This is a genomic window from Halomonas sp. SL18_1 (assembly GCF_055755715.1).
Genome location: NZ_JBVTRK010000001.1, coordinates 1191658 through 1215868 on the forward strand (window position 1 = coordinate 1191658; position 24211 = coordinate 1215868).

Sequence of the window (24211 nt, forward strand, 5' to 3'; positions counted from 1 at the left end):
GGAGTGGCCATGACCACCTACGCCATCGGCGACCTCCAGGGTTGCCACGCCGAATTCGTCGAACTGCTCGAGCGGCTCGACTTCGACCCTCGCCGCGACCGGCTGTGGCTGGCCGGCGACCTGATCAACCGCGGGCCGGGCTCGCTGGCCTGCCTGCGCGAGGTGCGCGCGCTGGGCGAGGCCGCCCTGACGGTGCTGGGCAACCATGACCTGCACCTGCTGGCGGTGGCCCGCGGCGGGGCCGCGCTCAACCGCAAGGACACCCTGGACGCCATCCTCGCCGCCCCGGACCGCGAGGCGCTGCTCGACTGGCTGCAGTCGCGCCCGCTGCTGGTGCGACGAGGCGATGCGGCGCAGCGTGATACCGTGATGACCCACGCCGGCCTGCTGCCGCAGTGGTCGGTGGGGCGTGCCGAGGCGCTGGCCGAGGAGGTGGCGGCGAGGCTCGACGGTGAGCGCAGTGGCGCCTTTCTCGAGCGGATGTACGGCAATCGCCCGGCCTGCTGGCACGACGACCTCGACGGCATGGACCGACTGCGGGTCATCGTCAACGTGCTGACCCGCATGCGCTTCATCGATGCCCAGGGCTGCCTGGATTTCACCGCCAAGGAGGGGCTCGACAGCGCCCCCGAGGGCTTCGCGCCCTGGTTCCAGTATCCCCGCGATGATGCGGCCCGGCTGCTGTTCGGCCACTGGGCGGCGCTGGAGGGCGGGCTGCCCGGCGCCCGGGTGCGCGCCGAGGCGCTGGACACCGGCTGTGTTTGGGGCGGCAGCCTGACCGCCCTCAACCTCGACAGCGGCGAGCGGGTCAGCGTGCCCAGCCGCCGCAAGCGCTGAGGCCACCATGGATGACGGTCGCGATCCCGGCATCGAAGGGCTCGAGGTCTATCGGGTGGGCGGGGCGGTGCGCGATGCCCGCCTCGGCTGGCCGGTCAAGGACACCGACTGGGTGGTGGTGGGGGCGACGCCGGAGGCGATGCGCCGCCGCGGCTTCAAGCCGGTGGGGCGCGATTTCCCGGTGTTTCTGCACCCGATGACCCATGAGGAGTACGCCCTGGCGCGCACCGAGCGGAAGTCTGGCCACGGCTATACCGGCTTCGTGGTTCACGCCAGCCCGGAGGTGACCCTGGAGGAGGACCTGGCCCGCCGCGACCTGACCATCAACGCCATGGCCGAGACCCCCGAGGGCGAGCTGGTCGATCCCTACGGCGGCCTGGCCGACCTCAAGGCGAGGGTGCTGCGCCACGTTTCGCCAGCCTTCGTCGAGGACCCGCTGCGGGTGCTACGTACCGCCCGCTTCCTGGCCCGCTACGCCGGGCTCGGCTTCGTCATCGCCGAGGAGACCCAAGCGCTGATGCGCCAGCTGGCCGAGAGTGGCGAACTCTCTCACCTGGTGGCCGAGCGGGTCTGGACCGAAACCGAGAAGGCCCTGGGCGAGCCGCAGCCTGCGGTCTACTTCCGCTGCCTGGACGAGTGCGGTGCCCTGGCCGTGCTGCTGCCCGAGCTGGCCGGTGATGAGCAGGCGCTGTCGGCGGCGCTGGCACGGCTCGAGCGGATGCCGGCCGACCTGAGCGGCGAGCGGCGCTGGCGCTGGGCGCGGCTGGTGGAGCATCTCGACGAGGGAGCGCGGGCGGCCATCGCCGAGCGGCTGCGCCTGCCCCGGACCTACGGCGACCTGGGGCGTCAGGCGGCGCTGACCCGGGAGCTTTGGCGCCACCCCGAGCCGAGCGTCGATGCCGTGCAGGCCTGGCTGGACGGCGTCGACGCCTGGCGGCGCCCGGAGCGCATCCCACCGCTGCTGGCGCTGCTGGCCCTGGAGGCGCCGGTGCTCGCGAAAGCGGCAGCCCGGGGCTGGCAGGCCGCGGCGGCCCTTGCGCCCAGGGCGCTGCTGGACGAAGGGTTTCGCGGCCGCGCCCTGGGAGAAGAGCTGGCGCGGCGGCGCGGCGAGGCTATCGCCGCCGCGCTGGCCAAGGCCCTGGAGGGGTAGCGCCCCCGCTTAGCCGTCGGCGTTGATCTTGGCGATGATCTCTTGCAGTCGCTGCTCGGCCTCATCGTTGGCGATCTGGCAGGTGCCGGCATTGCGGTGGCCGCCACCGCCGTAGGCCAGGCACAGTTCGCCGACATTGGTGTTGCTGGAGCGGTCGAGGATCGACTTGCCGATGGCGAAGACGGTGTTCTGCTTCTTGAGTCCCCACATCACGTGAAGGGAAATGTTGCACTCGGGATAGAGCGCATAGATGACGAAGCGGTTGGTGGCGAAGATCGTCTCCTCGTCGCGCAGGTCGAGCACCACCAGGTTGTCGTGGACCGTGGCGCAGCGACGGATCTGTTCGCGGGCCTTGTCGTAGTGCTCCCGGTAGAGGTCGATCCGCTCGCGGACGTCGGGCAGCTCGAGGATCTCCTCGATGCTGTGCTCCCGGCAGTAGTCGATCAGCTTCATCATCAGCTGATAGTTGGAGATGCGGAAATCGCGGAAGCGGCCGAGCCCGGTGCGCGCATCCATGATGAAGTTGAGCAGCACCCAGCCCTGGGGATCGAGGATCTCGTCCTTGCTGAACTGGGCGGCATCGCCCTTGTCGACCGCCTCCATCATGTCGTCCCAGCGTGCGGGGAAGGCGTCGTGTCCGCCGTAGTGGCGCCACAGCACCCGAGCGGCGGAAGGGGCGTCGGGGTCGATGATGTGGTTGTCGGCCCGCTGCTCGTTGCGCAGGGTTTCGCTGAGGTGGTGGTCGAAGGCCAGATGGCAGCCGGGCACGTAGGGCAGGTTGGTGGTGATGTCGCGCTCGCCGATGGCCACCTTGCCGTCCTGCATGTCCTTGGGGTGGACGAAGAGAATGTCGTCGATCATGTCCAGGTGCTTGAGCAGCGCGCCACAGACCAGGCCGTCGAAGTCGCTGCGCGTCACCAGACGAAATTTGGCTGTCATGTCTTCTCCTTGTTCATTCCGCGGGCCAGCCGTGAGTCTACCCCATTATGCGGTGGGGCCAGACAAAATCCACCGGCCACAGGCGTTGGCCGGCGGCCTTGAAGTCGGCGCCCAGTTCGGCCCAGAGATCGACGTAGCGCCTGCCGGTAAGCGGATGCGGGGTGTCCGGCAGCACTTCGGCCAGCGGCTGAAGGACGAAGGCATGCTGCGTGATTTCGTCGCGGGGCAGGCTGACGCCGTCATGGACGCCGGTCAGCCGGCCCACCGTGAGCAGGTCGATATCCAGGGTGCGGGGGCTGAACTTGGGGCTATCGGGGCGGCGGCCGTTGGCCAGTTCAAGGCGCTTGCACCAGGCCTGCAGCTCCCCCACCGTCCAGCGGGACTCGAAGACCACCACCAGGTTGTAAAAATTGCGCCCGTCCTCGAAGCCGACCGGCTCGCTTTCGAAGACCCGGGAGACCGCCAGCTCGCCGAACTCGGCGTGCAGGGCGTCCAGGCAGCGGCGAATATGGCGGTCACGGTCGATGTTGCTGCCGATGCTGACGCTGACCCAGGCCATCAGGGGCTCCCCGGAGGCGTGCCGCGCTCGATACGCACGCCCACCGCGGCGGCGGCGGGCACGGCGCCGGGCTTGCGAACCGTCAGGCGCAGCCAGGCGATGCCGAACTCCTCGCGCAGCGTCTCGGCCAGCCGCTCGGCGAAGGTCTCCACCAGGGCGACGCGGTGGTCGGCGGCGAAGCGGGCGATGCGCTCGCAGATGGCCGCGTAGTCGAGGGTCTGGGTGATATCGTCATCGGCGGCGGCGGGGCGAATGTCGGTGGCCAGCTCCAGGTCGAGCAGCAGCCGCTGGGAGATGGTACGCTCCCAGTCATAGACGCCGATCACGGTGTCCACGCCGAGCGACTCGATCAGAACTTGGTCCATGGCGGGCTCCCGACCGGCTAACTAGTGGTGGCGGATGCACGGCATCCTCTGCAGGCGCCCGATTGTACGTGAGCCGGCCAGGGGATGACAGCGGCCATGCGGCTCCGGCGGGGTTTGCCGGCCAGGGGCCGCCGTCGAGATCAGGTGCGGGAGGGCGAGTAGCGGGTGACTGTGGTCGAGTGGCTATTGCCGCTGATGGGGCTGGGCTATCTCAGCGGCTCCTGGCTGGGCGCGCTGAGCGTTTGTCGGCTGGCCGGCGTGGGCGACCCGCGCCGGGCCGGCTCCGGCAATCCGGGTTTCTCCAACGTGCTGCGGCTCCACGGCCGCCGGCTCGCGCTGGCCACCCTGCTGGTGGATGCCGCCAAGGGCATGCCGGTGCTGCTGCTGGCGATCCACCTGGGGCTGCCGCCCTGGGCCCAGGGGCTGGTGGGGCTCGCGGTGCTGCTCGGCCACAGTTTTCCCGTCTGGCATCGCTTTCGCGGTGGCAAGGCGGTGGCCAGCGCCTTCGGCGTGATGCTGGTGCTGACTCCCGGGGTGGCACTGGCGTGCGCCGGGCTCTGGGCGCTGTTGGCCTGGCGGGTGCGCACTGCCGCAGTTGCCTCCCTGGTCAGCGCCGCCGCGGCGCCCCTCGCCAGCCTGTGGCTGGCGCCGGACTATACGGGAGTGGTGATCGCCTTCACGCTGGTGGTGCTCGTGCGCCACCTGCTCAATATCCGCCGGCTGCGCCGCGGCGACGAGCCGGGGCTATAGCGGGCGAGTTGGCACGGTCGTGCAGGACGGCGAGGCCGGGTAATGAAGCGAAGCGATATCTACCCGGGAGCGCTGGCAACGAGCGCCGCCGCGCACGTCAATCGATAGGGATGTCGAGTGAGGGGCACCCGTGAGGGATTATGTTGTGCCCCGACGTGCAAGCGGCAAGCGAAGTGCCAGGGTTTCGTTCCCGGGATCGCGAGTCTCGTTGCCTGGCCGTCAGGCGGGTGGCGCCAGGCTATCCATCGGCCAGCGGGGCACTGTCTTCATCACACCGACCTCGTCGCGCTCGCCGGCCAGCAGTCGGGCTGCCCCGGACGTAAAGAGCGCAATCATCCTGCCTCTCAGCGTCTGGCGGGGGCCTCCAGGGTCTCCATCGGCCAGCGGGGACCGCCTTCATCACGCCGATCTCGTCGCGCTCGCCGGCCAGCAGTCGGGCTGCCCCCACATAGGCAATCATCGCCCCGTTGTCGGTGCAAAAGCGCCCGCGGGGGTAGTCAGGCCCGGGCCTCGCGCTTCTCGCACTCCCGCTCCAGGCGCTCGCGCAGGCGAACGTTGGCGCTGACGCCGCCCGCCACCACCAGCCGCTTCAGCCCCGTCTGGTCCAGCGCGCGGCGGCACTTGATCACCAGGGTATCCACTACCGCTTCCTCGAAGGCGCGGGCCACGTCGGCGCGTGCCTGGTCGTCCAGCCCGCCATCGGCCTCGAGTTGGCGGATGGCGGTCAGGGTGTGGGTTTTCAACCCCGAGAAACTGAAATCGAGCCCCGGGCGATCGGTCATGGGGCGCGGAAAACGAAAGCGCCCCGGGTCGCCCCGTTCGGCCAGGCGGGCCACCTGGGGGCCGCCGGGGTAGTCGAGCCCGAGCATCTTGGCGGCCTTGTCGAAGGCCTCGCCGGCGGCATCGTCCACCGACTCGCCCAGCAGCCGGTAGTGCCCCAGCCCTTGCACCTCCACCAGCTGGGTATGGCCGCCGGAGACCAGCAGCGCCACGAAGGGGAAGGCCGGCGGCGCGTCCTCCAGCATCGGGGCCAGCAGGTGGCCCTCCATGTGGTGCACGCCGAGCACCGGAATGCCCAGCGCCCGGGCCATGCCGTGGGCGGTGGCAGCCCCCACCATCAGAGCGCCGACGAGGCCGGGTCCGGCGGTATAGGCGATGGCGTCGAGCTCGCCGCGGAAAAGCCCCGCTTGTTCGAGCACCTGCTCGATCAGCGGCAGCAGCCGGCGGGTGTGGTCGCGCGATGCCAGTTCGGGGACCACCCCGCCAAACTCGGCGTGCATGGCCACCTGGCTGTAGAGGGCATCGGCCGCCAGGCCGCGCTCGGTGTCGTAGAGGGCGACGCCGGTCTCGTCGCAGGAGGTTTCGATGCCGAGGACACGCATGATTCAGGCTCGCGAAATGGGCTAAGGCCGGCATTCTAGCAAAGTCGCCGAGGAGGCGGTTGGCAAGAGCGGCAGGATGGGAAAAGCAAGCCGCTAGAATTGTCCGAAATTCAACGCATGACGTCCGCTCGGTCTCGCAGTGTTGGCGAAAAATTGATCTGAATCATGGGGGTATATTGGCATTGGCCTAGGCTGCTGAGTTGGGAACAACCATAACAAGCTCGGCAGGAGCGCTGCCGGTAATGCGTGGGGATTGTCATGCACTTGTTTCGTCATATCTCTATTGGTCACAAGATACTGTTGGCGCTGATGCTGCCGCTGCTGGCCATGGCGGGCTTTGCCGGTCTGCAACTGCTGGAGCGTCAGCAGCTGGCCAGTCATATGAGTCAGCTGCATGGGCTGACCGGTCTGGCGCTGACTGCCGGGGACCTAGTTCATGAGCTTCAGCGTGAGCGGGGTGGCACGGCGATCTACCTCGGCACCCAGGGGCGGCAGTTCGGCGACGAGCTGAAGGCGCAGCGCGTACAAACCGACCGCCTGATCGAGCGTTTCAAGGCACAGCTGCAGGCACTGGGGCATGGCGCGAGTGACAGTCAGGTCCGGCAGCCGATCGAAACCGTCACAGCCCAGCTGGCCGACCTATCGACGCTACGACAGCGAGTGGATGGGTTCGGCGTCTCGGTTACCCAGGCACCTGGCCAGTATACCGAGCTCAACACAGAACTGATCGGCATCGTGGGCCAGCTTAGCCATGTCACCGATGAGGCACAGACTACCCGTAGCTTGGCGGCCTACTACAACCTCCTGCGTGCCAAGGAACTGGCTGGTATCGAGCGGGCGCTGCTCTCGCGTGCGTTCGGCGCGGACCGAATCGATGGTGAGGGGTATCGGGGCTTTGTCTCGCTGATTGGCGCCCAGGAAGCCCAGCTGAACAGCTTTCGGATCCTTGCCTCCCCCGCGCAGCGCGGGCTGCTCGACGCGCAGCTGGCTGGCCCAGAGATCCAACGGCTGGACGAACTCCGCGGGGCGGTGCTTCACAGCGTCGCGCGAGAGGCCTTTGATGTCGATCCTGAGCGCTGGTTCGAGTGGCAGTCGGTCAAGATAGATCGGCTGAAGGTTGTAGAGGATGCGCTGGCCGATAACGTGCTAACACTGGTGGCTGGCCTGCGCGACGGAGCTAGGCAAGACCTGATTCGCAACGGTGTGATCGCCACCATGATCGCCGGACTTGTGGTGTTAGTGGCGGTGATGATCGGGCGCAGTACGGTCCTGCGGCTGCGTCAAACCGCACAGGCCATGCGCGAGATTGCCGAGGGTGATGGTGACCTGACGCGCCGCCTGAGTGTGACCCATCATGATGAAATCGGTAGTCTGGCGGCCCAGTTCAATGCCTTTGCGGCGCGTATGCAGGGGCTGTTGCTTGATGTTAAGGAAAGCGCCCAGCGGGTATACCTCACGGCCGAGGAGATCGCCCAGGGGAGCGAGGCGCTGGCCGCCCGCACCGAGCAGGAAGCCTCGAGCCTGCAGGAGACCTCGGCCTCCATGGAACAGATCACCGCTACGGTCAGCCACAGCGCCGACTCGGCTCAGCAGGCCGATGCGCTGGCGCTCTCCACCGCCGAGGTGGCTCGCCGGGGTGAGAACACGATGCAGGAGGTGGGGGTCACCATGGAGGATATCAGTGCCTCCGCCGAGAGAATTGGCGAGATCATCACCCTGATCGACAGCATCGCTTTCCAGACCAATATCCTGGCGCTGAATGCTTCGGTGGAGGCGGCGAGAGCCGGTGAACAGGGGCGCGGCTTTGCGGTGGTGGCACAGGAGGTGCGAAGCCTGGCCAGCCGCAGCGGCGATGCCGCCCATGAAATTCGTCAGCTGATCGATGCATCGGTGGTCAACACCCGGCGCGGGGCAGAGATCGTGCAGCATGCCGGCGCTACCATGGAGGATATCGTTCACAGCGTTGAGCGGGTCGGCGCGGTGATCGCCGAGATCAGTGCCGGGGCTCGCGAGCAGAGCGCCGGTATCGCTCAGGTCAACCAGGCGGTCAGTGAGCTGGACGGTAACACCCAGCGCAATGTTGCCCTGGTGGAGCAGAGCACGAATGCTGCCGCCGATATGCGCGAACAGGCCGAGCACCTCAATGCTTTGATGAGCGCCTTCGTGCTGGGGTCGCGTGACCGGCACCAGTCTGATACGCCCCCCATGCTGCCATCGCCTGCGACGAGTCGGCTGGCAGAGCCCGCCTGATAAGTCGTAGCCGGAGCTAGGTGTCAGGGGCAGGGCGTGGCGTCGAGGGGTTCATCACCGCGGGCTGCGCTCAAGGCGGCCAGGGAGAAGGCCGCCTGCACCTGATCGAGCAGCTCTCGCTCTCGGCAGATGCCGGGTAGCCAGCCGTGGAGCAGGCCGCTGTCGACGGCGGCAGCGACCCTTGATGCGTCCTGGGGGCGGGCTAGGGCCAGGCAGGCGAGCTCGGGATAGAGGGCTATGACGCGCCGGTGGAACTCGAGCTCGGGCATTTCCGGCAGGTGCAGGCCGCCGATCACCACCCGAACGCCGTTGAGGGCGAGCAGGTCGAAGGCCTCTTCGATACCCGTGGCGGTCAAGGTGCGATAGCCAGCGCTTTGCAGCACACCGGCCAGCGCGGCGAGCGCCTCACCGTCGCTGTCCACCAGCAGCAGCGTGCGGTCGCCCTCGGGCGGGGTGCTGGGAGGTAGGGCCATGCGGGGCCGCTCCTTGAGCAGCGAGGCCGTTTCCGCGGCGGGCAGCGGCCGGCTGAACAGGTAGCCTTGCAGCTGGTCGCAGTGCCGGCGGCGCAGGTAGGCGGCTTGGGCCAGGGTTTCCACGCCCTCGGCCACCACCTGCAGGCGTAGGCCGTGGCCCATGGCGATGATGGTCTGGGCAATGGAGGCCTCGTCGGGGGAGGTGGTGATGTTGGTGATGAAACTGCGGTCGATCTTCAGCGTGTCGAAGGGGAAGCGGCGCAGATAGGCCAGGCTGGAATAGCCGGTGCCGAAGTCGTCCACGGCCAGGCGTACTCCCAGGGCCTTAAGCTCCTTGAGCACGGTGATGGTCTCGTCGGGGTGCTCCATGACCGCGCTTTCGGTCAGCTCCAGCTCCAGCAGCTCGGCCGGGAAGCCGGTGTCGGCGAGGATCCTGCCGACCGAGGCGGCCAGGTCCGGCTGCTGCAGCTGCCGGGCCGAGAGATTGACCGCCATGTTGAGTGAGCCAAGGCCCTGGTCCCGCCATGCCTGGCCCTGTCGGCAGGCCTCGTAGAGGGCCCATTCGCCCAGCGGCTGAATCAGCCCAGTCTCCTCGGCCACCGGAATGAAGTGCATGGGCGAGATGTGGCCTTCGCTGGGGTGATGCCAGCGAGCCAAGGCCTCCATGCCCACTACCTCGCCGCTGGCAAAATCCACCTTGGGCTGATAGTGCAGCTCCAGGGCGTTCTGCTCCAGGGCACGGCGCAGGTCCTGCTCCAGAGCGAGCCGCTTCAGGGCTGCGGCATTGAGATCCTCGGTAAAGAAGCGGAACACCCGCTGCCCCTCTCGGGCGGCAATGTGCTGGGCGGTGGTGGCGTTGCTGAGCAGGGTCTCGAGATCCCGGCCGTCCTGGGTAATACGCTAATGCCTGCGTGCATGTTGATGTGCAGCTCGTGGCCCTCGATGGCCATGGGGCGGTGCACGGCATCGATCATGCGCTGGGCCACGGCGGCAACGCCCTCATAGTGGGGGGCGTCGGCAAGGATCACCACGAATTCGTCGCCGGCGTAGCGAGCGACGGTATCCTGGCCGCGGGCGCATTCGCCAAGCCGCTGGCCGACGGTGCGTAGCACCTTGTCGCCGGCGCGGTGGCCCAGGCTGTCGTTGATCAGATGGAAACGGCTGATATCCAGGGAGAGGACCGCAATCTGCTGGCCGCGTTGCAAGGCCCGCTTGGCCAGCTTGTTGAAACGCTTGGCCAGCAGGGTGCGGTTGGGGAGATGGGTCAGGTCGTCGTAGTAGGCGAGCAGGTTGATCTGCTCCTCCATCTGCTTGCGTTCGCTGATGTCGTACTGGATGCCGACGAAGTGGGTGATGACGCCGTGCTGATTGCGCACCGGGCTGATCGAGGTGAGCTCCCAGTAGGCCTGGCCGTCCTTGCGGCGGTTGAGGATCTCGCCCTCCCAGACCTTGCCCTGCTGAAGGGTGCGGCGCAGGTTCTGATACTGGCTGCGGGGCAGGCGGCCGGGTTCCAGCAGGGGGATGCGTCGCCCCTTGATTTCCTCGGGCTGGTAGCCCGTGGTGCGCGTGAATTGGGGATTGACGTACTCGGTGATGCCGTTGGCGTCGGTGATCACGATCGAGCTGACGCTCTGGTCGATGGCTTGGTTGAGTTTCTTTAGCTCCTGCTCCGCGCGCATCCGCTCGGTGATATCCCGGCCGTTGGCCACATAGTGGGTGATCTCCCCTGCATCGTCATACAGCGGCGAGACCGCCATTTCCTCGTAGTAGAGTTCGCCCCTGGCGCTCAGATTGACGAGGATGGTACGGAAGGTCTCGCCCTTGTCCAGCGCTTCGCGAAAGCCCCGGTAGACCTCTGGAGGGTTGCGCTCGTGGCTTCTCAGCAGGCGGGCATTCATGCCCATGATGTCCTCGCGGCGGTAGCCTCGCAGCTGCTCGAAGGCACTGTTGACATACTGAATGTTGCGATCGCGGTCGGTGATGATGACCGAATCCGCGCTCTGTTCCACGGCGTGGGAGAGCTTGCGCAGCTCAGATTCGCTGGCCTCGCGCCGGGCAATATCGTCGATCAGGCTTACGCGCAGCTGTTCGAAGGCGTGTGCCAGGCTGCCGATCTCATCGTTGCGAAAGCGCGGCAGCGGGCGGTCGAGATGGCCCTGTGTCACCTGATTCATCGACCCCTCGAGCTGGCGCAGAGGGTGCAGGATGCGCCGGCGAATCGACCAGACGGCGAACAGGAAGACGCTGACGGCGGTGAGAATCGATATGGCCACCATTGCCCGTGAGAGCCGGGCGTGGTCCCGCAGCCGTTCCAGGCGGGATTCAAAGTGCTCGCTGACCGCCTCGGAGAGCACCAGTAGGGTGCCGATTCCGCGAGTGGCGTTCTGGTACCACTCGCTGGCGCCGACCGGGTAGGGCTCGCCTTCATGGCTGGCCGCATACACTGCCTCGCGCAGCGCCTGGTAGTCCCCAGGAACCCGGCGTCCAGCGCCTCCCGTGCTGCTGACATCTCGGGGATATCGGGCAGCTGCTTGAGCAAGGTGTTGGTGCGCTCCAGCGAGATGTCGACGATGTCGCGATAGCGCTCTAGTCGCGCCAGCTCGGCCTCGCTCAGCGAGCGCGACTGGGCAATGGCAGCGCCGACGATGGCGCGCTCGCGGCCGGCGTGCTCGCTGGCATTGAACAAGACTTCCTTGATCACCGGATTGGGGGTGTGGGAGTAGAGGTTGCCGGGCTTGGACTGATTGGTGGCGTCGCGAAGATCTGAGAGTGTCTCGATATGGCGGGTTGCCAAGCGTATCCACTGCTGCTCGTTCAGGGCGGGAGCGTCACCGGCGATCAGCTGGTCCACTTGCTGGCGGGCGCTGGCCAGTTCGTTTCGATGATGTTCCAACTGTCGCAGGCTGCGTGACAGCGGCAGGTCGGCATCGGCGTCGGTCAGCTCCGATGCCAGTGCCACGATGGTGCCGTAGAGCTCGTCGCCGCTGCGGCGCTGCTCGGCCATTTCGTAGAGCATCTCCGGATTGGCCCGATCGGGGTCTGAGAGAATAGCGGCGGTGATGCCGCGCTCCATGGCCATGACGCCGCTGGCGCGCAGGGAGAGGTCGGCCACCTGATTGCTCTGGTGCACCCACTGGGCGGCACTCTGCTTGGCGCGAATCTCACGAATTTCCCAGCTAGAACCGACCAGGATCAGCAGGCCCATGAGGGTCAGCAGGGTAATCAGCAGGTTACGGATGCTCATCGGCAAAGCCACCTCTTGGCCCTGGTGCCGCCTACTCGCGTTGGCGGGGCATGGGCTGGCGCTCACGGGAAAATTTCAATATTCCTTATAAAGCTAGACAGCACGCTATCCTGGCGGGCAGGGGCTGGCAAGCCGAGTGCGTCAACATGACCGGTGATGTCAAGATAACGCGTGCATTGACTCTCACATGGTTTGCAAAGCGCGGGAGCGACGACTAAAATACTGTGCGCTGCAAGACTGGGTCGTGCATCCAGGGGCATTTCCCGCATCCGTTGCCTTGTCGCCACCGGTAGTTTGCTGCCGGTGAGGTCAGGCGACCGCGAGATCTGTCCGAAGAGGGTGTGCGTACAAACCGAACTCAAGAAACCTTAAGGTAGGTGAGTGCTTAATGCCTTCTGTCAAAGTACGTGATAACGAGCCGTTTGACGTCGCCCTGCGTCGCTTCAAGCGTTCCTGTGAAAAAGCCGGCATTCTGTCCGAGGTTCGCCGTCGCGAGCATTACGAGAAGCCGACCGCAGAGCGCAAGCGCAAAGCGGCCGCCGCGGTCAAGCGTCACGCCAAGAAGCTTCAGCGCGAGCGCAAGCGCTTCGAACGGCTCTACTGATCCGTACTGTGGGGCGGTCGAGGCGTACGTCCCGGCTGTCCTGGAAGGATGACCAAGCGGCCGCCGGCGGGTGGCCGCTTGTTTTTCCATTGATCCCGCCGCGACTTTCATCCACCTGCCCTATGTCGAGGTGGCGATAACCGCATGGCCGGTCAGATTCCCCAGCGCTTCATCGATGACCTGCTGGCCCGCGTCGACGTCGTCGAGGTGGTCGGCGAGCGGGTGCCGCTGAAAAAGGCGGGGCGTAATCACGCCGGCCTGTGCCCCTTTCATCAGGAGAAGACGCCGTCCTTCACCGTTAGCGCCGACAAGCAGTTCTATCACTGTTTCGGCTGCGGCGCCCACGGCAATGCCCTGCGCTTCCTGATGGAGTACGAGCGGCTGCGCTTTCCCGAGGCGGTGGAGCAGCTGGCCGCCCGGCTGGGGCTGGAGGTGCCTCGCGAGGGGGATGACGACCCGCGGGCCCAGGCTCGCGAGCGCAAGCGCCGGGAAGGCGTCAACCTGCTGGAGCTGTCGGCGAGCTATTTTCGCGAGCGCCTGAAAATGCCCGAAGGAGAGGGGGCGCGAGCCTATCTCGAACGCCGTGGCCTCTCGGCGGACGTGCAGCGGGCCTTCGGCATCGGCTATGCGCCGGACGGCTGGGAGTCGCTCAAGCGCCATCTGGGCGAGCGCGGCATTCCCGAGTCGGTGCAGGTGGAGTATGGCCTGCTGGTTCAGCGCGAGGAGAGCGGACGGACCTACGACCGCTTCCGCGACCGGGTGATGTTTCCGATTCGCGACCTGCGCGGCCGCACCATCGCCTTCGGCGGTCGCGTGCTGGGCGATGCCAAGCCCAAGTACCTGAACTCGCCGGAGACGCCGGTCTTTCACAAGGGGCGTGAGCTCTACGGGCTCTACGAGGCGCGTCAGGCCAGCTCGCGCCTCGAGCGACTGGTGATCGTCGAGGGCTATATGGACGTGGTGGCGCTGGCTCAGTTCGGCATCCGCAACGCCGTCGCCACGCTGGGCACCTCTACCAGCGAAGCGCATCTGAGCCGGCTATTCCGGATGGTCAGCGAGGTGGTGTTCTGCTTCGACGGCGACCGGGCCGGTCGTCAGGCCGCCGGTCGCGCCCTGGAAACGGTGCTGCCGCTGATGATCGACGGACGCCAGGCGCGCTTCCTGTTCCTTCCTGAGGGTGAGGATCCAGACACTCTGGTGCGTCGGGAGGGGCAGGCGGCCTTCGAGGACCGCATTACCTGCGCCAGTCCGCTGTCGGAGTTTCTCTTCGATCAGGCGGCGGCGGGGCGCGACCTGGCGCAGGTCGAGGAGCGCGAGCGCTACGCCAGCCAGGTGCTGGCAGCGATCGCCAGGCTCCCCGAGGGGGTGCTGAAGTCGTTGATGCTGAGCGAACTCTCGCGGCGAACCGGCGTCGATCAGTCTCGCTTCGAGACACTGATGACGCGCCATGTCGCCACGCCGGCCGAGGCCGCTGCCGACAGCGTCGCACCGATGGCGCCGCCGCTGGGCGATCGACCGGCGGGTGAAGGCGATTCGCTGGGCGTCGATAGGGCGCCGCTGGGGCTGGTGGGACGAATCCTGCAGCTGCTGGTGCATGAGCCCGCGCTGGTCGAGCGGCTGCCCGCCGAAGACGACTGGTACCCCGAGGGCGATCCGGACAGCGGGCTGTGTCGTGAAGTGGTGGCGCTGCTGCGCGCCGGGCGCTATCGCAGCCCCCAGGTGCTGCTGGCGCACTTTCACGGCAGCGAACCGGGGCAGCGGCTCGCTGCCCTGGCGCAGCGCGAGATGCTGATCCCGCGCGGCGCCAGGGCGGCGGAGATCGACGGCCTGGTGGAGCACCTGCATCGCCATCGGCGGCGCCAGTCGCCCCAGGAAGAGTACGCGGCCCTGCTGGCCAGGGAGCGCGGTGGCGAACGTCTACCGCGTGAAGCGCGTCTAAGGCTGATGGAATTGCTGGTGGAGCTGAAGGGCTAAGGAGCCGGGTGGATGCGCGAAGGGCCGGTCGGGTGCGGTCGCCGGGGTTGAAATCGCCGGGCTCGCCCCCATCTTGGTCGCAGGTCTGAGGGCTCCGGCGCCAGCACAACCGAATAAATTAACACACCTGAATGATAGAGCAAATGGGGCGAGCTGGCGGGATGCAGGCATTTTCCGCTATACTGTTCGGCTTCATGAGTTTTCTCCACCCCAGCGCTTCAGGTGCTTCATTCTTCTTCGTCGAGATAGGGTTTCTATGGCTGGAAATGCGCAGCAGCAGTCGCGTCTGAAGGAGTTGATCGCGCGCGGCAAGGAACAGGGCTACCTGACCTATGCCGAGGTCAACGACCATCTTCCCGAGGACATCGCCGACCCCGACCAGGTGGAAGACATCATCGGCATGATCAACGACATGGGTATCAGCGTCGTCGAGGTGGCGCCCGATGAGGATACCCTGATGATGTCGGATCACTCCACCGATGAGTCGGCTGCCGAAGAGGCCGTGGCGGCACTGGCTGCCGTGGAGAGCGACGTGGGTCGCACCACCGACCCGGTGCGCATGTACATGCGCGAGATGGGCACCGTGGAGCTGCTCACCCGCGAGGGCGAGATCGAGATCGCCAAGCGGATCGAGGAGGGCACCCGCGAGGTGATGTCGGCGCTAGCCTGGCTGCCCGGCGCGGTCGACTCCATCCTCGAGGCCTACGACGCCACCCAGGACGAGGAGGCCCCCGGCCGCCTGTCCGACCTATTCTCCGGCTTCATCGACCCCGACGAGGGCATCCCCGGCGTGGCCGAGGCCGAGGTGCCGGAGGAGGAGCCCCGCGCTGAGTCCGAGGGCGACGGCGACGAGGATGACGACGAGGACGAGGGCGAGGAAGAGACCACCGGCGGCCCGGATCCGGAGGAGGCTCGGGCCCGCTTCGAGCAGATCCGCGAGCTCAACGAGTGCGCCCGGGCGGCGATTGCGGCCCATGGGCGCGGGTCTCCCGAAGCCAGGGCCGAGCTCGAGCGTCTGGCCGAGCTGTTCTCGCCGATCAAGCTGGTGCCCAAGCACTTCGAGCGCCTGGTCGGCCAGGTGCGCATCAGCGTCGAGCAGGTGCGCGCCCAGGAAAAGGCGGTGATGCAGCTGTTCGTCAAGAAGGCCAAGGTGCCCCGCAAGACCTTTATCAAGGCCTTCCCGGGGAACGAGTCGCGCCAGGACTGGCTCGACGAGTTCATCGCCGCCCATGGCAAGTACGCCGACCGTCTCAGTGCGCTGCGCGGCGACATCCAGCGCGCCCAGCGGCGCATCGCCTTCGAGGAGGACATGGTCCAGCTGGCCGTGCCCGAGCTCAAGGAGATCAACCGCCGCCTCTCCATCGGCGAGGCCAAGGCGCGTCGCGCCAAGAAGGAGATGGTCGAGGCCAACCTGCGCCTGGTGATCTCGATCGCCAAGAAGTACACCAACCGCGGCCTGCAGTTCCTGGACCTGATCCAAGAGGGCAACATCGGCCTGATGAAGGCGGTGGACAAGTTCGAATACCGCCGCGGCTACAAGTTCTCCACCTATGCCACCTGGTGGATTCGCCAGGCGATCACCCGCTCCATCGCCGACCAGGCGCGCACCATCCGCATCCCGGTGCACATGATCGAGACCATCAACAAGCTCAACCGGGTCTCCCGGCAGATGCTCCAGGAGATGGGCCGCGAACCCACGCCAGAAGAGCTCGGCGAGCGCCTCGAGATGCCCGAGGACAAGGTGCGCAAGGTGCTCAAGATCGCCAAGGAGCCGATCTCCATGGAGACGCCCATCGGCGACGATGACGACTCCCACCTGGGCGACTTCATAGAGGACGGCACCATGTTGCTGCCCATCGACTCGGCCACCGGCGAGGGGCTGATCGAGGCCACTCGCAACGTGCTGGGCGGCCTGACTGCCCGCGAGGCCAAGGTGCTGCGCATGCGCTTCGGTATCGACATGAACACCGATCACACCCTCGAGGAGGTCGGCAAGCAGTTCGACGTCACCCGCGAGCGGATCCGTCAGATCGAGGCCAAGGCGCTGCGCAAGCTGCGTCACCCCAGCCGCTCCGAGCCGCTGCGCTCCTTCCTGGACGAGTAACCGCCCGCCGCCCGGTCAGCCTCCGGCTGGCCTGATACGACGAAGCCCCCGCCGGCAGTGCCGGCGGGGGCTTTCGCTGTCTGCGTCACCCGGTGGCATGCAGCGTCCGGCCGGGGCCGGGCGCGTTGACCCGGTTGGGGGCGGTCTACAGCACGTAGTGGGTCGCCGATCCCGGGCCCACCGGCAGGCCCAGCACGAACACCCAGACGAAGAACAGCAGGCTCCAGCCGATCAGCATGAACAGGGTGTAGGGCAGCATCAGGGCGACCAGGGTGCCGATGCCCAGGTCCTTTCGGTAGCGCGCCGCCACGGCCATGATCAGCCCGAAGTAGCTCATCATCGGCGTGATCAGGTTGGTCACCGAGTCACCGATCCGGTAGGCGGCCTGGATCACCTCCGGGGCGTAGCCCATCAGCATCAGCATCGGCACGAAGATCGGGGCGGTCACCGCCCACTGGGCGGAGGCGCTGCCCAGCGACAGGTTGACGAAGGCGCACAGCAGGATGAACAGCGCGAACAGTGCCGGGCCACGCAGCCCCAGGGACTGCAGGACGTCGGCGCCGGCCACGGCGATCACCGTGCCGAAGTTGCTCCAGTTGAACAGCGCCACGAACTGGGCGGCGAAGAACACCAGCACGATATAGAGCCCCAGGCTGCTCATGCTCTTGGCCATGGCGTCGACGATGTCGCGGTCACCGCGCATGGTGCCGGCCAGGCGGCCGTACACGTAGCCCAGGATCGTGAAGGAGACCGCCACGATCACCACGATGCCGCCGAGGAAGGGCGAGCCGCTGACCGCGCCGGTTTCGGGATGGCGCAGAATGCCCCACTGGGGAACCACCATCAGGGCCAGCGTGGCGGCGATCGCCAGGGCGGCCAGGCCGGTGCCCTTCAGGGCCTGCTTTTCGGTGGTGGAGAGGCCTTCCATGCGCTGGTTGTCGATATCGTCCTCGGCATAGGCGGCATGGAACTTGCCGAGCTTGGGCTCGACGATGCGCTCGGTCACCAGGCCGCCGATCAGGGTCACGGCGAAGGTGCTGACGATCATGAAGAACCAGTTGGCCTCCGCACCCACGCTGTAGGCGGGGTCGAGCAGGCGGGCGGCCTCCTGGGTGATCCCGGAGAGCAGTGGGTCGACGGTGCCGATCAGCAGGTTGGCGCTGTAGCCGCCGGAGACCCCGCAGAAGGCCGCGGCCAGACCGGCCAGCGGGTGGCGGCCCAGGGAGTGGAAGATCATCGCCGCCAGCGGAATCAGCACCACATAGCCGAGTTCGGCGGCCATGTTGGACATGATGCCGGCGAAGACCACTGCAAAGGTGACGATGCGCGGCGAGCGGTTGAGCACCAGGGCGCGCATGCTGGCCGAGAGCAGGCCGGAGTGCTCGGCCACGCCGACGCCCAGCATGGCCACCAGCACCGTGCCCAGGGGGGCGAAGCCGGTGAAGTTGGTGACCATCTCGCTGATCAAGCGGCGAAGACCCTCGGCGTTGAGCAGCGAGTTGACGGCGATCCACTCACCCTCGTTGGCCGGGCGCGGGTCCGCCACCGAGACGCCCAGGGCGCCGGCAATACCACTGGCCACCACCACGATGACGCAGAGCAGGGCGAAGAGCGTGACCGGGTGGGGAAGCAGGTTGCCCAGCCACTCCACGCTGTCGAGAAAGCGGTTGAAAGCGCCGCGGCGGAGACGCTCGCTGCGCGTTGCATTAGCTGACATTGAATTATCTCGTTGTATGGCTATTTTGCAGGATATTGTGTTGCCTTAAAGGCATGGCGCGCGACATTACTTGGCATGAGCGCGTTCTGCAAACCCATTCCTGCTTTTTTTGAGCTGGGGCATAAGCGGCCTCTCGCAGAGGCCTCGAGCAGGGGGAGGGAGGTGCTATCGATGCGCTTCTTCGACGATCCAGTCGTGCACCGCGGCGACCCGGCGGTCGTCCAGGGCGCCGCTGGTGTGGACGATACCGTAGCGCTTGCCGGTGGGGATGCGGGTGGCGAAGGGGGCGATCAGGCTGCCGGTCTTGAGCTCGTCGGTCAGCAGGGCCTGGCGGGCGATGGCCACGCCCATGCCGGCCACGGCTGCCTCCAGGGCCAGGCGATGTCGGTTGAAGGTATAGCCGCGGCGGGCGTTGATCGGCGGTGCATCGACCGCTTGCAGGTAGTGCTCCCACTCGGCATAGGGGTGGCCGCCGCGCCAGGCGGTGACGTCGTGGAGCAGCGGGTACCAGGCGAGCTCTGCCGGGCTAGACAGCGAGGGGCGGCGGCGCAGCAGGGCCGGCGCGCAGACCGGGAAGATCACCTCCTCCATCAGCGGCGTGGTCGAGAGGCCGGGATAGTGGCCATCGTTGAGGTCGATGGCCAGGTCGAAGTCGCCCTCGCGCAGCGACAGGCTGCTGTCTTCGGCGACCAGCTGCATTTCGATGTCGGGGAATCGCGCCTGCAGCCGCGGCAGGCGCGGCATCAGCCACTTGCTGAGAAAGGCCGGCACGCTGCGCAGGCGAACGATGCCGCTCATCACCCCGCTGCGCAGGCGTTTCACCTCCAGGCCCACCGCCTGGTAGGCCTCGTCGACCACGCCGGCAAGCCGGCGGCCCTCCTCGGTGAGTTCCAGTCGGCGCGGCAGTCGGCGAAACAGCTTGAAGCCCAGCCGGGCCTCCAGCTGCTTGATCTGCTGGCTGACCGCGCCGGTGGTCACGTGCAGCTCCTCGGCGGCGCGGGTAAAGGAGAGGTGGCGAGCGCTGACGGCAAAGACCTTCAGCCAGGCGTGGGTCTGGGCGTGCAGGAGGCGGCTCATGCTTTAGTCATTCTATACTCAAGGGAAGTTATTCTGGTTTGTCCGCCGCAGCGAACCGCTTCAACATAGAGCGAAAGCCAACAAGATGGCAAGACTGTTTAGCTCCACTGATGTATTTGCCGGTATTCGGAGCGTCTTGCCCGCCGTCAGTCGCCGTTCCCCTGCGAGGTAGATGTCATGGCAATCAGCGCTTTCGATCTCTTCAAGATCGGTATCGGTCCATCCAGCTCCCACACCGTCGGGCCGATGCGTGCCGCCTACGATTTCGTCGAGGCACTGCGCCAGCGGCGCCTGCTCGAACGGGTGGCCCGCATCGAGGTGCATCTCCACGGCTCACTGTCGGCCACCGGCAAGGGGCATGGCACCGACCGCGCCGTGCTCATGGGCCTGATGGGCGAGCGCCCCGATGTCATCGACCCCGCCATCGTCGGCCCCAGCATCGAAGAGCTGCTGGAGTCCAGCACCCTGCTGCTCGACGGCCGCCTGGCGATCGCCTTCCTGTGGGCTCGAGACCTGCAGTGGCATGACGACTGCCTGCCGTATCATCCCAACGCCATGACGCTGGTGGCCCATGGTCACGGTGACGAGCTATACCGCAACACCTTCTACTCGGTGGGTGGCGGCTTCGTGGTCGACGAGCAGCAGGCCGCCCGGGGCGAGCTGGATAGCGACACCACGGCACTGCCCTACGACTTCAATTCCGCCGCCGAGCTGATGGCGCTGTGTCGCATGCACGACCTGCGCATCAGCGAGCTGATGCTGGAGAACGAGAAGGCCTGGCGCAGCGAGGCGGAGGTGCGCGCCGGGCTGTGGGAGATCTGGCAGGCCATGCAGGCCTGCGTGGAGACCGGCCTGCACCACGAGGGGTGTTGCCCGGGGGGCTCGACGTCAAGCGGCGCGCGGCCTCCCTCCACCGTCGCCTGCTCGCCGCCGAGGATGACCGCAGCCTGATCGCCTCGACCTTCTCGGCTATGGACTGGGTGAACGTCTTCGCCCTGGCGGTCAACGAGGAGAACGCCGCGGGTGGGCGCATGGTGACCGCCCCCACCAACGGCGCGGCCGGCATCATTCCGGCGGTGCTGCACTACTACATGAAGTTTCAGCCGGGCGCCTGCGAGCGCGACGTGGTGGACTTCCTGCTGGCCGCCGGCGCCGTGGGCATCCTGTGCAAGAAGAACGCCTCCATTTCCGGCGCGGAGGTGGGCTGTCAGGGCGAGGTCGGCTCCGCCTGCGCCATGGCCGCCGCGGGGCTCGCCGAGGTGATGGGCGGCAGCGTCGGCCAGGTGGAAAACGCCGCCGAGATCGGCCTGGAGCACAACCTGGGGCTGACCTGCGATCCGGTGGGGGTCTGGTGCAGGTGCCCTGCATCGAGCGCAACGCCATCGCCTCGGTGAAGGCGATCAACGCCGCCCAGATGGCGCTGCGCGGCGACGGCGAGCACTTCATCTCCCTGGACAAGGTGATTCGCACCATGCGCGACACCGGGGCCGACATGCAGGAGAAGTACAAGGAGACCTCCCGTGGGGGGCTGGCGGTCAACGCCATCGAGTGTTGAGGGGCGAAAGCTTCTTTAGATCAATCCTCTATATCGAGCCAGCGCGATGCCCCGACGGGTGTCGCGTTTTTGTTTGCAAGCTACTGAAAACCGGAGCGTCTACGCCATTGGTCGAGTTCGGCGTTTCAGGTGTTGCTCCTCGGGGGCGTCTCCTCTAGCTTACGTTAACGTAAAGGTTAGAAAGTCCCGGGCTGGTACTCGCCTATCAGCCTTCATGACAAAGACAACAAATCAGCGCGGATCGCCGGCGGCGATCCAGAGAGGACGTCACATGACCCAGGAGTTCATACTGGAAACTCGCGGGTTGACCAAGCAGTTCCGCGGCTTCACCGCCGTGGACGATGTCAACCTGCAGGTCCGGGAAGGACATATCCACGCCCTGATCGGTCCCAACGGGGCCGGCAAGACGACCGTCTTCAATCTCCTCACCAAGTTTTTGCCGCCGACCCGCGGCGAGATCCTCTATCGCGGCGACGCCATCACCGGCATGAAGGCCAACCAGATCGCGCGGCTGGGCATGGTGCGCTCCTTCCAGATCTCGGCGGTGTTCGCCCACATGACCGCGCTGGAGAACGTGCGGGTGGCGCTGCAGCGGCCTATGGGCACCTCCTTCCACTTCTGGAAGTCCGAGCGCACCCTCGAGCACCTCAACGAGCGGGCCATCGAACTGCTGGACGAAGTGGGCCTGCGCGAGTACGCCGACGTGCTCACCGTGGAGATGCCCTACGGGCGCAAACGGGCGTTGGAAGTGGCCACCACCCTGGCCATGGAGCCGACCCTGATGCTGCTCGACGAGCCGACCCAGGGCATGGGCGCCGAGGACGTCGACCGCATCGTCGAGCTGATCCGTCGCGTGGCCAAGGGCCGCACCGTGCTGATGGTGGAGCACAACCTCAGCGTGGTGAGCCGGCTGTGTGATCGCATCACCGTGTTGGCGCGCGGGGCGGTGCTGGCCGAAGGCGACTACGCCGAGGTGTCCGCCGATCCGCGGGTCAAGGAGGCCTACATGGGCAGTGAAGCGGATGCAGAAGAGGAGGCCAGCGCATGAATCAGGTAGCCGAACCGGTCGCCGACGCCACGCACTATCAGGATCACGACGGCGCCGAAATGCTGCGGGTGCGCGACCTGCACGCCTTCTACGGCGAATCGCACATCCTCCACGGCGTCGACTTCGACGTGAGGCGTGGCGAGCTGGTCACCCTGCTGGGCCGCAACGGCGCGGGGCGCAGCACCACCCTCAAGGCGATCATGAACATGGTGGGCCGGCGCACCGGCTCGGTCATGATCAACGGGAACGAGACGCTGGGCATGAAGCCTCACCGCATTCCGCGGCTGGGCATCGGCTATTGCCCGGAGGAGCGCGGCATCTTCGCCAGCCTCGACGTCGAGGAGAACCTGCTGCTGCCGCCCACGGTGCGCTCCGGCGGGATGAGCCTCGACGAGATCTACGAGATGTTCCCCAACCTCTATGAGCGGCGGCGCAGCCAGGGCACTCGGCTCTCCGGCGGTGAGCAGCAGATGCTGGCCATGGCGCGCATCCTGCGCACCGGCGCGCGCATGCTGCTGCTCGACGAGATCACCGAAGGGCTCGCCCCGGTCATCGTGCAGAAACTCGGCGAAGTGCTGGTCAAGCTGCGCGACCGCGGCATGACCATCGTGCTGGTGGAGCAGAACTTCCGTTTCGCCGCGCCCCTGGCCGACCGCCACTACGTGATGGAGCACGGCCGGATCGTCGAAGAGATCAGCAAGGCCGAGCTGGCCGGCAAGCGCGACCATCTCAACTCCCTGCTGGGGGTGTGAGTCCATCGCGCGGGACGATTTTTCCGGAGGGTGCCCTGGCTTGGATGCCTTCCCGAAAGCGCAGTAGCTGGGCCGCCTCGGCGGCTGACCAAAAACCGCAACCGCAACTTTCGTAACCACCACCACAGCGGCGACTGATCGCAGCGCCCGCGACAACAACAAGCAGCCCTACGGGGCCATGGAGACGAAAATGACCTTCATCAAGAAGACCCTCGCCAGCAGCATCGCCATTGCCGCCACCGCCGCCATGGCCGCTACCGCCCAGGCCGAGATCAGCGACGGCGAAGTGCGTATCGGCTACCTGGCCGACATGTCCGGCACCTATCGCGACCTGGCCGGCCCGGGCGGCCTCGAGGCCCTGCGCATGGCGGTCGAAGACTTCGGCGGCAACGTCAACGGCGCCTCGATCGAGGTGTTCAGCGCCGATGACCGCAACAGCGCCGACGTAGGCGCTAGCACCGTGCGGGAATGGATCGACACCCGCAACGTCGACATGGTGGCCGGCCTGGTGGCCTCCTCGGTGACCATCGCCGTGACCCGGGTGCTGGAAGAGAACAACGGCTTCGCCATCGTCTCCGCCTCGGCGGCGTCGAGCATCACCAACGAGCACTGCACGCCGAACCACATCCACTGGGTCTATGACACCTACCCGCTGGCCAACGGCACCGCACGGGCGATCGTCGACCAGGGCGGTGAGAGCTGGTTCATGCTCACCGCCGACTACGCCTTCGGCCACGCCCTGGAAGGCGACGTGACCCGGGTGGTGGAAGAGAGCGGCGGTGAAGTGGTGGGCGGCGTTCGTCATCCCTTCCCCACCGACGACTTCTCCTCCTACATTCTCCAGGCCCAGGGTTCCGGTGCCCAGATCATCGGCCTGGCCAACGCCGGCGCCGACACCGTCAACGCCATCAACACCGCTGCCCAGTTCGGCGTGGTCGAGGCGGGACAGCAGCTCGCCGGTCTGCTGGTGTTCCTCAACGATGTCTACGCCATGGGGCTCGATACCACCCAGGGGCTGCTGCTGACCACCGGCTGGTACTGGAACATGGACGATGAGTCCCGCGAGTGGTCCGAGCGCTACTACGAGCGCGTGGGCCGCATGCCGACCATGGTCCAGGCGGGCATCTACTCCAGCACCATGCACTACCTGCAGGCGGTGGAAGCGACCGGCAGCGACGATCCGGCGACCGTGCGGGCCTACATGATGGATCAGGAGATTAACGACTTCTTCGCCCGCAACGGCCGCCTGCGCGAGGATGGCCGTATGGTCCACGACATGTACCTGGCCGAAGTGAAGTCGCCGGCCGACTCCACCCATGAGTGGGACCTCTACGAGATCCTGGCCACCATTCCTGCCGAAGAAGCCTACCGCCCGCTTTCCGAGAGCCAGTGCAAGCTGGTGCAGAACTAAGCTGGGCAAGACACGGCGGC

Annotated in this window: 18 protein-coding genes and 2 pseudogenes; 11 read left to right on the forward strand and 9 right to left on the reverse strand. The window is 66.7% G+C overall.

The window, feature by feature from the left end:
- Positions 1-9 precede the first annotated feature (9 nt).
- Together ACSJDS_RS06055 and ACSJDS_RS06060 are read left to right on the forward strand one after the other, a co-directional pair.
- Positions 10-837 carry a symmetrical bis(5'-nucleosyl)-tetraphosphatase gene (locus tag ACSJDS_RS06055; RefSeq protein ID WP_473032482.1) on the forward strand — a complete coding sequence of 276 codons (828 nt, stop codon included), beginning with the start codon at positions 10-12 and terminating at the stop codon, positions 835-837.
- Positions 838-844: 7 nt separating this feature from the next.
- On the forward strand, positions 845-1987 hold the full coding sequence (locus ACSJDS_RS06060; RefSeq protein WP_473032483.1) for a tRNA nucleotidyltransferase/poly(A) polymerase-related protein: 1143 nt from the start codon (positions 845-847) through the stop codon (positions 1985-1987).
- Positions 1988-1996: 9 nt separating this feature from the next.
- Here ACSJDS_RS06060 and ACSJDS_RS06065 read toward each other — a convergent pair whose 3' ends face one another.
- The 3 genes from ACSJDS_RS06065 to folB are packed head-to-tail and all read right to left on the reverse strand — an operon-like array spanning position 1997 to position 3850.
- On the reverse strand, positions 1997-2926 hold the full coding sequence (locus tag ACSJDS_RS06065) for an exopolyphosphatase (protein ID WP_473032484.1): 930 nt from the start codon (positions 2924-2926) through the stop codon (positions 1997-1999).
- A 37-nt stretch (positions 2927-2963) separates the two neighbouring features.
- The gene (gene folK / locus ACSJDS_RS06070) at positions 2964-3485 is read right to left on the reverse strand and encodes a 2-amino-4-hydroxy-6-hydroxymethyldihydropteridine diphosphokinase (protein WP_473032485.1); all 522 of its coding nucleotides are present in this window, start codon (positions 3483-3485) and stop codon (positions 2964-2966) included.
- Complete coding sequence (folB, locus tag ACSJDS_RS06075) at positions 3485-3850, reverse strand: dihydroneopterin aldolase (RefSeq protein ID WP_473032486.1); 366 nt, start codon at positions 3848-3850, stop codon at positions 3485-3487. The genes folK and folB overlap by 1 nt, the downstream gene beginning before the upstream one ends.
- Positions 3851-4045: 195 nt before the next feature.
- Between folB and plsY the strand changes: the two genes are divergently transcribed.
- Positions 4046-4600 carry a glycerol-3-phosphate 1-O-acyltransferase PlsY gene (gene plsY, locus ACSJDS_RS06080; RefSeq protein WP_473034982.1) on the forward strand — a complete coding sequence of 185 codons (555 nt, stop codon included), beginning with the start codon at positions 4046-4048 and terminating at the stop codon, positions 4598-4600.
- A gap of 344 nt (positions 4601-4944) precedes the next feature.
- Here the strand turns inward: plsY and tsaD are convergent.
- Positions 4945-5982: pseudogene (gene tsaD / locus ACSJDS_RS06085) on the reverse strand (tRNA (adenosine(37)-N6)-threonylcarbamoyltransferase complex transferase subunit TsaD).
- 258 nt (positions 5983-6240) lie between these two features.
- On the opposite strand from tsaD, the gene ACSJDS_RS06090 reads away from it, so the two are divergent.
- Positions 6241-8232, forward strand: a complete 1992-nt coding sequence (locus ACSJDS_RS06090) for a methyl-accepting chemotaxis protein (RefSeq protein ID WP_473032487.1) — start codon at positions 6241-6243, stop codon at positions 8230-8232.
- 23 nt (positions 8233-8255) lie between these two features.
- Here ACSJDS_RS06090 and ACSJDS_RS06095 read toward each other — a convergent pair whose 3' ends face one another.
- The 3 genes from ACSJDS_RS06095 to ACSJDS_RS06105 are packed head-to-tail and all read right to left on the reverse strand — an operon-like array spanning position 8256 to position 11949.
- Positions 8256-9518: an EAL domain-containing protein gene (locus ACSJDS_RS06095; RefSeq protein ID WP_473032488.1), complete on the reverse strand. Its 1263-nt coding sequence runs from the start codon at positions 9516-9518 to the stop codon at positions 8256-8258.
- Complete coding sequence (locus ACSJDS_RS06100) at positions 9476-10981, reverse strand: EAL domain-containing protein (RefSeq protein ID WP_473032489.1); 1506 nt, start codon at positions 10979-10981, stop codon at positions 9476-9478. Before ACSJDS_RS06100 ends, ACSJDS_RS06095 begins: the two co-directional genes overlap by 43 nt.
- Positions 10876-11949 carry a nitrate- and nitrite sensing domain-containing protein gene (locus ACSJDS_RS06105; RefSeq protein WP_473032490.1) on the reverse strand — a complete coding sequence of 358 codons (1074 nt, stop codon included), beginning with the start codon at positions 11947-11949 and terminating at the stop codon, positions 10876-10878. Before ACSJDS_RS06105 ends, ACSJDS_RS06100 begins: the two co-directional genes overlap by 106 nt.
- Before the next feature lie 388 nt (positions 11950-12337).
- Between ACSJDS_RS06105 and rpsU the strand changes: the two genes are divergently transcribed.
- The 3 genes from rpsU to rpoD all read left to right on the forward strand — a co-directional run bounded on the left by rpsU (position 12338) and on the right by rpoD (position 16631).
- Positions 12338-12553 (forward strand): 30S ribosomal protein S21, encoded by a 216-nt coding sequence (rpsU, locus tag ACSJDS_RS06110; RefSeq protein ID WP_010629611.1) that lies wholly within the window; start codon positions 12338-12340, stop codon positions 12551-12553.
- 144 nt (positions 12554-12697) lie between these two features.
- A complete protein-coding gene (gene dnaG, locus ACSJDS_RS06115; RefSeq protein ID WP_473032491.1) occupies positions 12698-14527 on the forward strand; it encodes a DNA primase in 1830 nt (609 codons plus the stop codon).
- Positions 14528-14783: 256 nt separating this feature from the next.
- Entirely contained in the window at positions 14784-16631 is a 1848-nt protein-coding gene (gene rpoD / locus ACSJDS_RS06120; protein ID WP_473032492.1) for an RNA polymerase sigma factor RpoD, read from the forward strand.
- 145 nt (positions 16632-16776) lie between these two features.
- Here the strand turns inward: rpoD and ACSJDS_RS06125 are convergent, their stop codons facing one another.
- Both ACSJDS_RS06125 and ACSJDS_RS06130 read right to left on the reverse strand, forming a co-directional pair.
- Positions 16777-18348: an AbgT family transporter gene (locus ACSJDS_RS06125; protein WP_473032493.1), complete on the reverse strand. Its 1572-nt coding sequence runs from the start codon at positions 18346-18348 to the stop codon at positions 16777-16779.
- Positions 18349-18513: 165 nt separating this feature from the next.
- Positions 18514-19425 carry a LysR substrate-binding domain-containing protein gene (locus ACSJDS_RS06130; RefSeq protein WP_473032494.1) on the reverse strand — a complete coding sequence of 304 codons (912 nt, stop codon included), beginning with the start codon at positions 19423-19425 and terminating at the stop codon, positions 18514-18516.
- A 177-nt stretch (positions 19426-19602) separates the two neighbouring features.
- Between ACSJDS_RS06130 and ACSJDS_RS06135 the strand changes: the two are divergent.
- The 4 genes and pseudogenes from ACSJDS_RS06135 to ACSJDS_RS06150 all read left to right on the forward strand — a co-directional run bounded on the left by ACSJDS_RS06135 (position 19603) and on the right by ACSJDS_RS06150 (position 24191).
- A pseudogene (locus tag ACSJDS_RS06135) lies at positions 19603-20980 on the forward strand (L-serine ammonia-lyase).
- A 271-nt stretch (positions 20981-21251) separates the two neighbouring features.
- Complete coding sequence (locus tag ACSJDS_RS06140) at positions 21252-22028, forward strand: ABC transporter ATP-binding protein (protein WP_473032495.1); 777 nt, start codon at positions 21252-21254, stop codon at positions 22026-22028.
- On the forward strand, positions 22025-22780 hold the full coding sequence (locus ACSJDS_RS06145; protein WP_473032496.1) for an ABC transporter ATP-binding protein: 756 nt from the start codon (positions 22025-22027) through the stop codon (positions 22778-22780). Before ACSJDS_RS06140 ends, ACSJDS_RS06145 begins: the two co-directional genes overlap by 4 nt.
- A 190-nt stretch (positions 22781-22970) precedes the next feature.
- Positions 22971-24191: an ABC transporter substrate-binding protein gene (locus tag ACSJDS_RS06150; protein WP_473032497.1), complete on the forward strand. Its 1221-nt coding sequence runs from the start codon at positions 22971-22973 to the stop codon at positions 24189-24191.
- The last annotated feature ends 20 nt before the right edge of the window (positions 24192-24211 follow it).

What these genes read in the sequence shown, in the direction of transcription:
- ACSJDS_RS06055 (WP_473032482.1), top strand. Translation starts at nt 10, where the DNA reads ATGACCACCTACGCCATCGGCGACCTCCAGGGTTGCCACGCCGAATTC.
- ACSJDS_RS06140 (WP_473032495.1), top strand. Translation starts at nt 21,252, where the DNA reads ATGACCCAGGAGTTCATACTGGAAACTCGCGGGTTGACCAAGCAGTTC.
- ACSJDS_RS06145 (WP_473032496.1), top strand. Translation starts at nt 22,025, where the DNA reads ATGAATCAGGTAGCCGAACCGGTCGCCGACGCCACGCACTATCAGGAT.
- ACSJDS_RS06125 (WP_473032493.1), bottom strand. Translation starts at nt 18,348, where the DNA reads ATGTCAGCTAATGCAACGCGCAGCGAGCGTCTCCGCCGCGGCGCTTTC.
- plsY (WP_473034982.1), top strand. Translation starts at nt 4,046, where the DNA reads ATGGGGCTGGGCTATCTCAGCGGCTCCTGGCTGGGCGCGCTGAGCGTT.
- rpsU (WP_010629611.1), top strand. Translation starts at nt 12,338, where the DNA reads ATGCCTTCTGTCAAAGTACGTGATAACGAGCCGTTTGACGTCGCCCTG.
- ACSJDS_RS06090 (WP_473032487.1), top strand. Translation starts at nt 6,241, where the DNA reads ATGCACTTGTTTCGTCATATCTCTATTGGTCACAAGATACTGTTGGCG.
- ACSJDS_RS06065 (WP_473032484.1), bottom strand. Translation starts at nt 2,926, where the DNA reads ATGACAGCCAAATTTCGTCTGGTGACGCGCAGCGACTTCGACGGCCTG.
- dnaG (WP_473032491.1), top strand. Translation starts at nt 12,698, where the DNA reads ATGGCCGGTCAGATTCCCCAGCGCTTCATCGATGACCTGCTGGCCCGC.
- ACSJDS_RS06150 (WP_473032497.1), top strand. Translation starts at nt 22,971, where the DNA reads ATGACCTTCATCAAGAAGACCCTCGCCAGCAGCATCGCCATTGCCGCC.
- folK (WP_473032485.1), bottom strand. Translation starts at nt 3,485, where the DNA reads ATGGCCTGGGTCAGCGTCAGCATCGGCAGCAACATCGACCGTGACCGC.
- ACSJDS_RS06100 (WP_473032489.1), bottom strand. Translation starts at nt 10,981, where the DNA reads ATGGTGGCCATATCGATTCTCACCGCCGTCAGCGTCTTCCTGTTCGCC.
- folB (WP_473032486.1), bottom strand. Translation starts at nt 3,850, where the DNA reads ATGGACCAAGTTCTGATCGAGTCGCTCGGCGTGGACACCGTGATCGGC.
- rpoD (WP_473032492.1), top strand. Translation starts at nt 14,784, where the DNA reads ATGGCTGGAAATGCGCAGCAGCAGTCGCGTCTGAAGGAGTTGATCGCG.
- ACSJDS_RS06130 (WP_473032494.1), bottom strand. Translation starts at nt 19,425, where the DNA reads ATGAGCCGCCTCCTGCACGCCCAGACCCACGCCTGGCTGAAGGTCTTT.
- ACSJDS_RS06060 (WP_473032483.1), top strand. Translation starts at nt 845, where the DNA reads ATGGATGACGGTCGCGATCCCGGCATCGAAGGGCTCGAGGTCTATCGG.
- ACSJDS_RS06105 (WP_473032490.1), bottom strand. Translation starts at nt 11,949, where the DNA reads ATGAGCATCCGTAACCTGCTGATTACCCTGCTGACCCTCATGGGCCTG.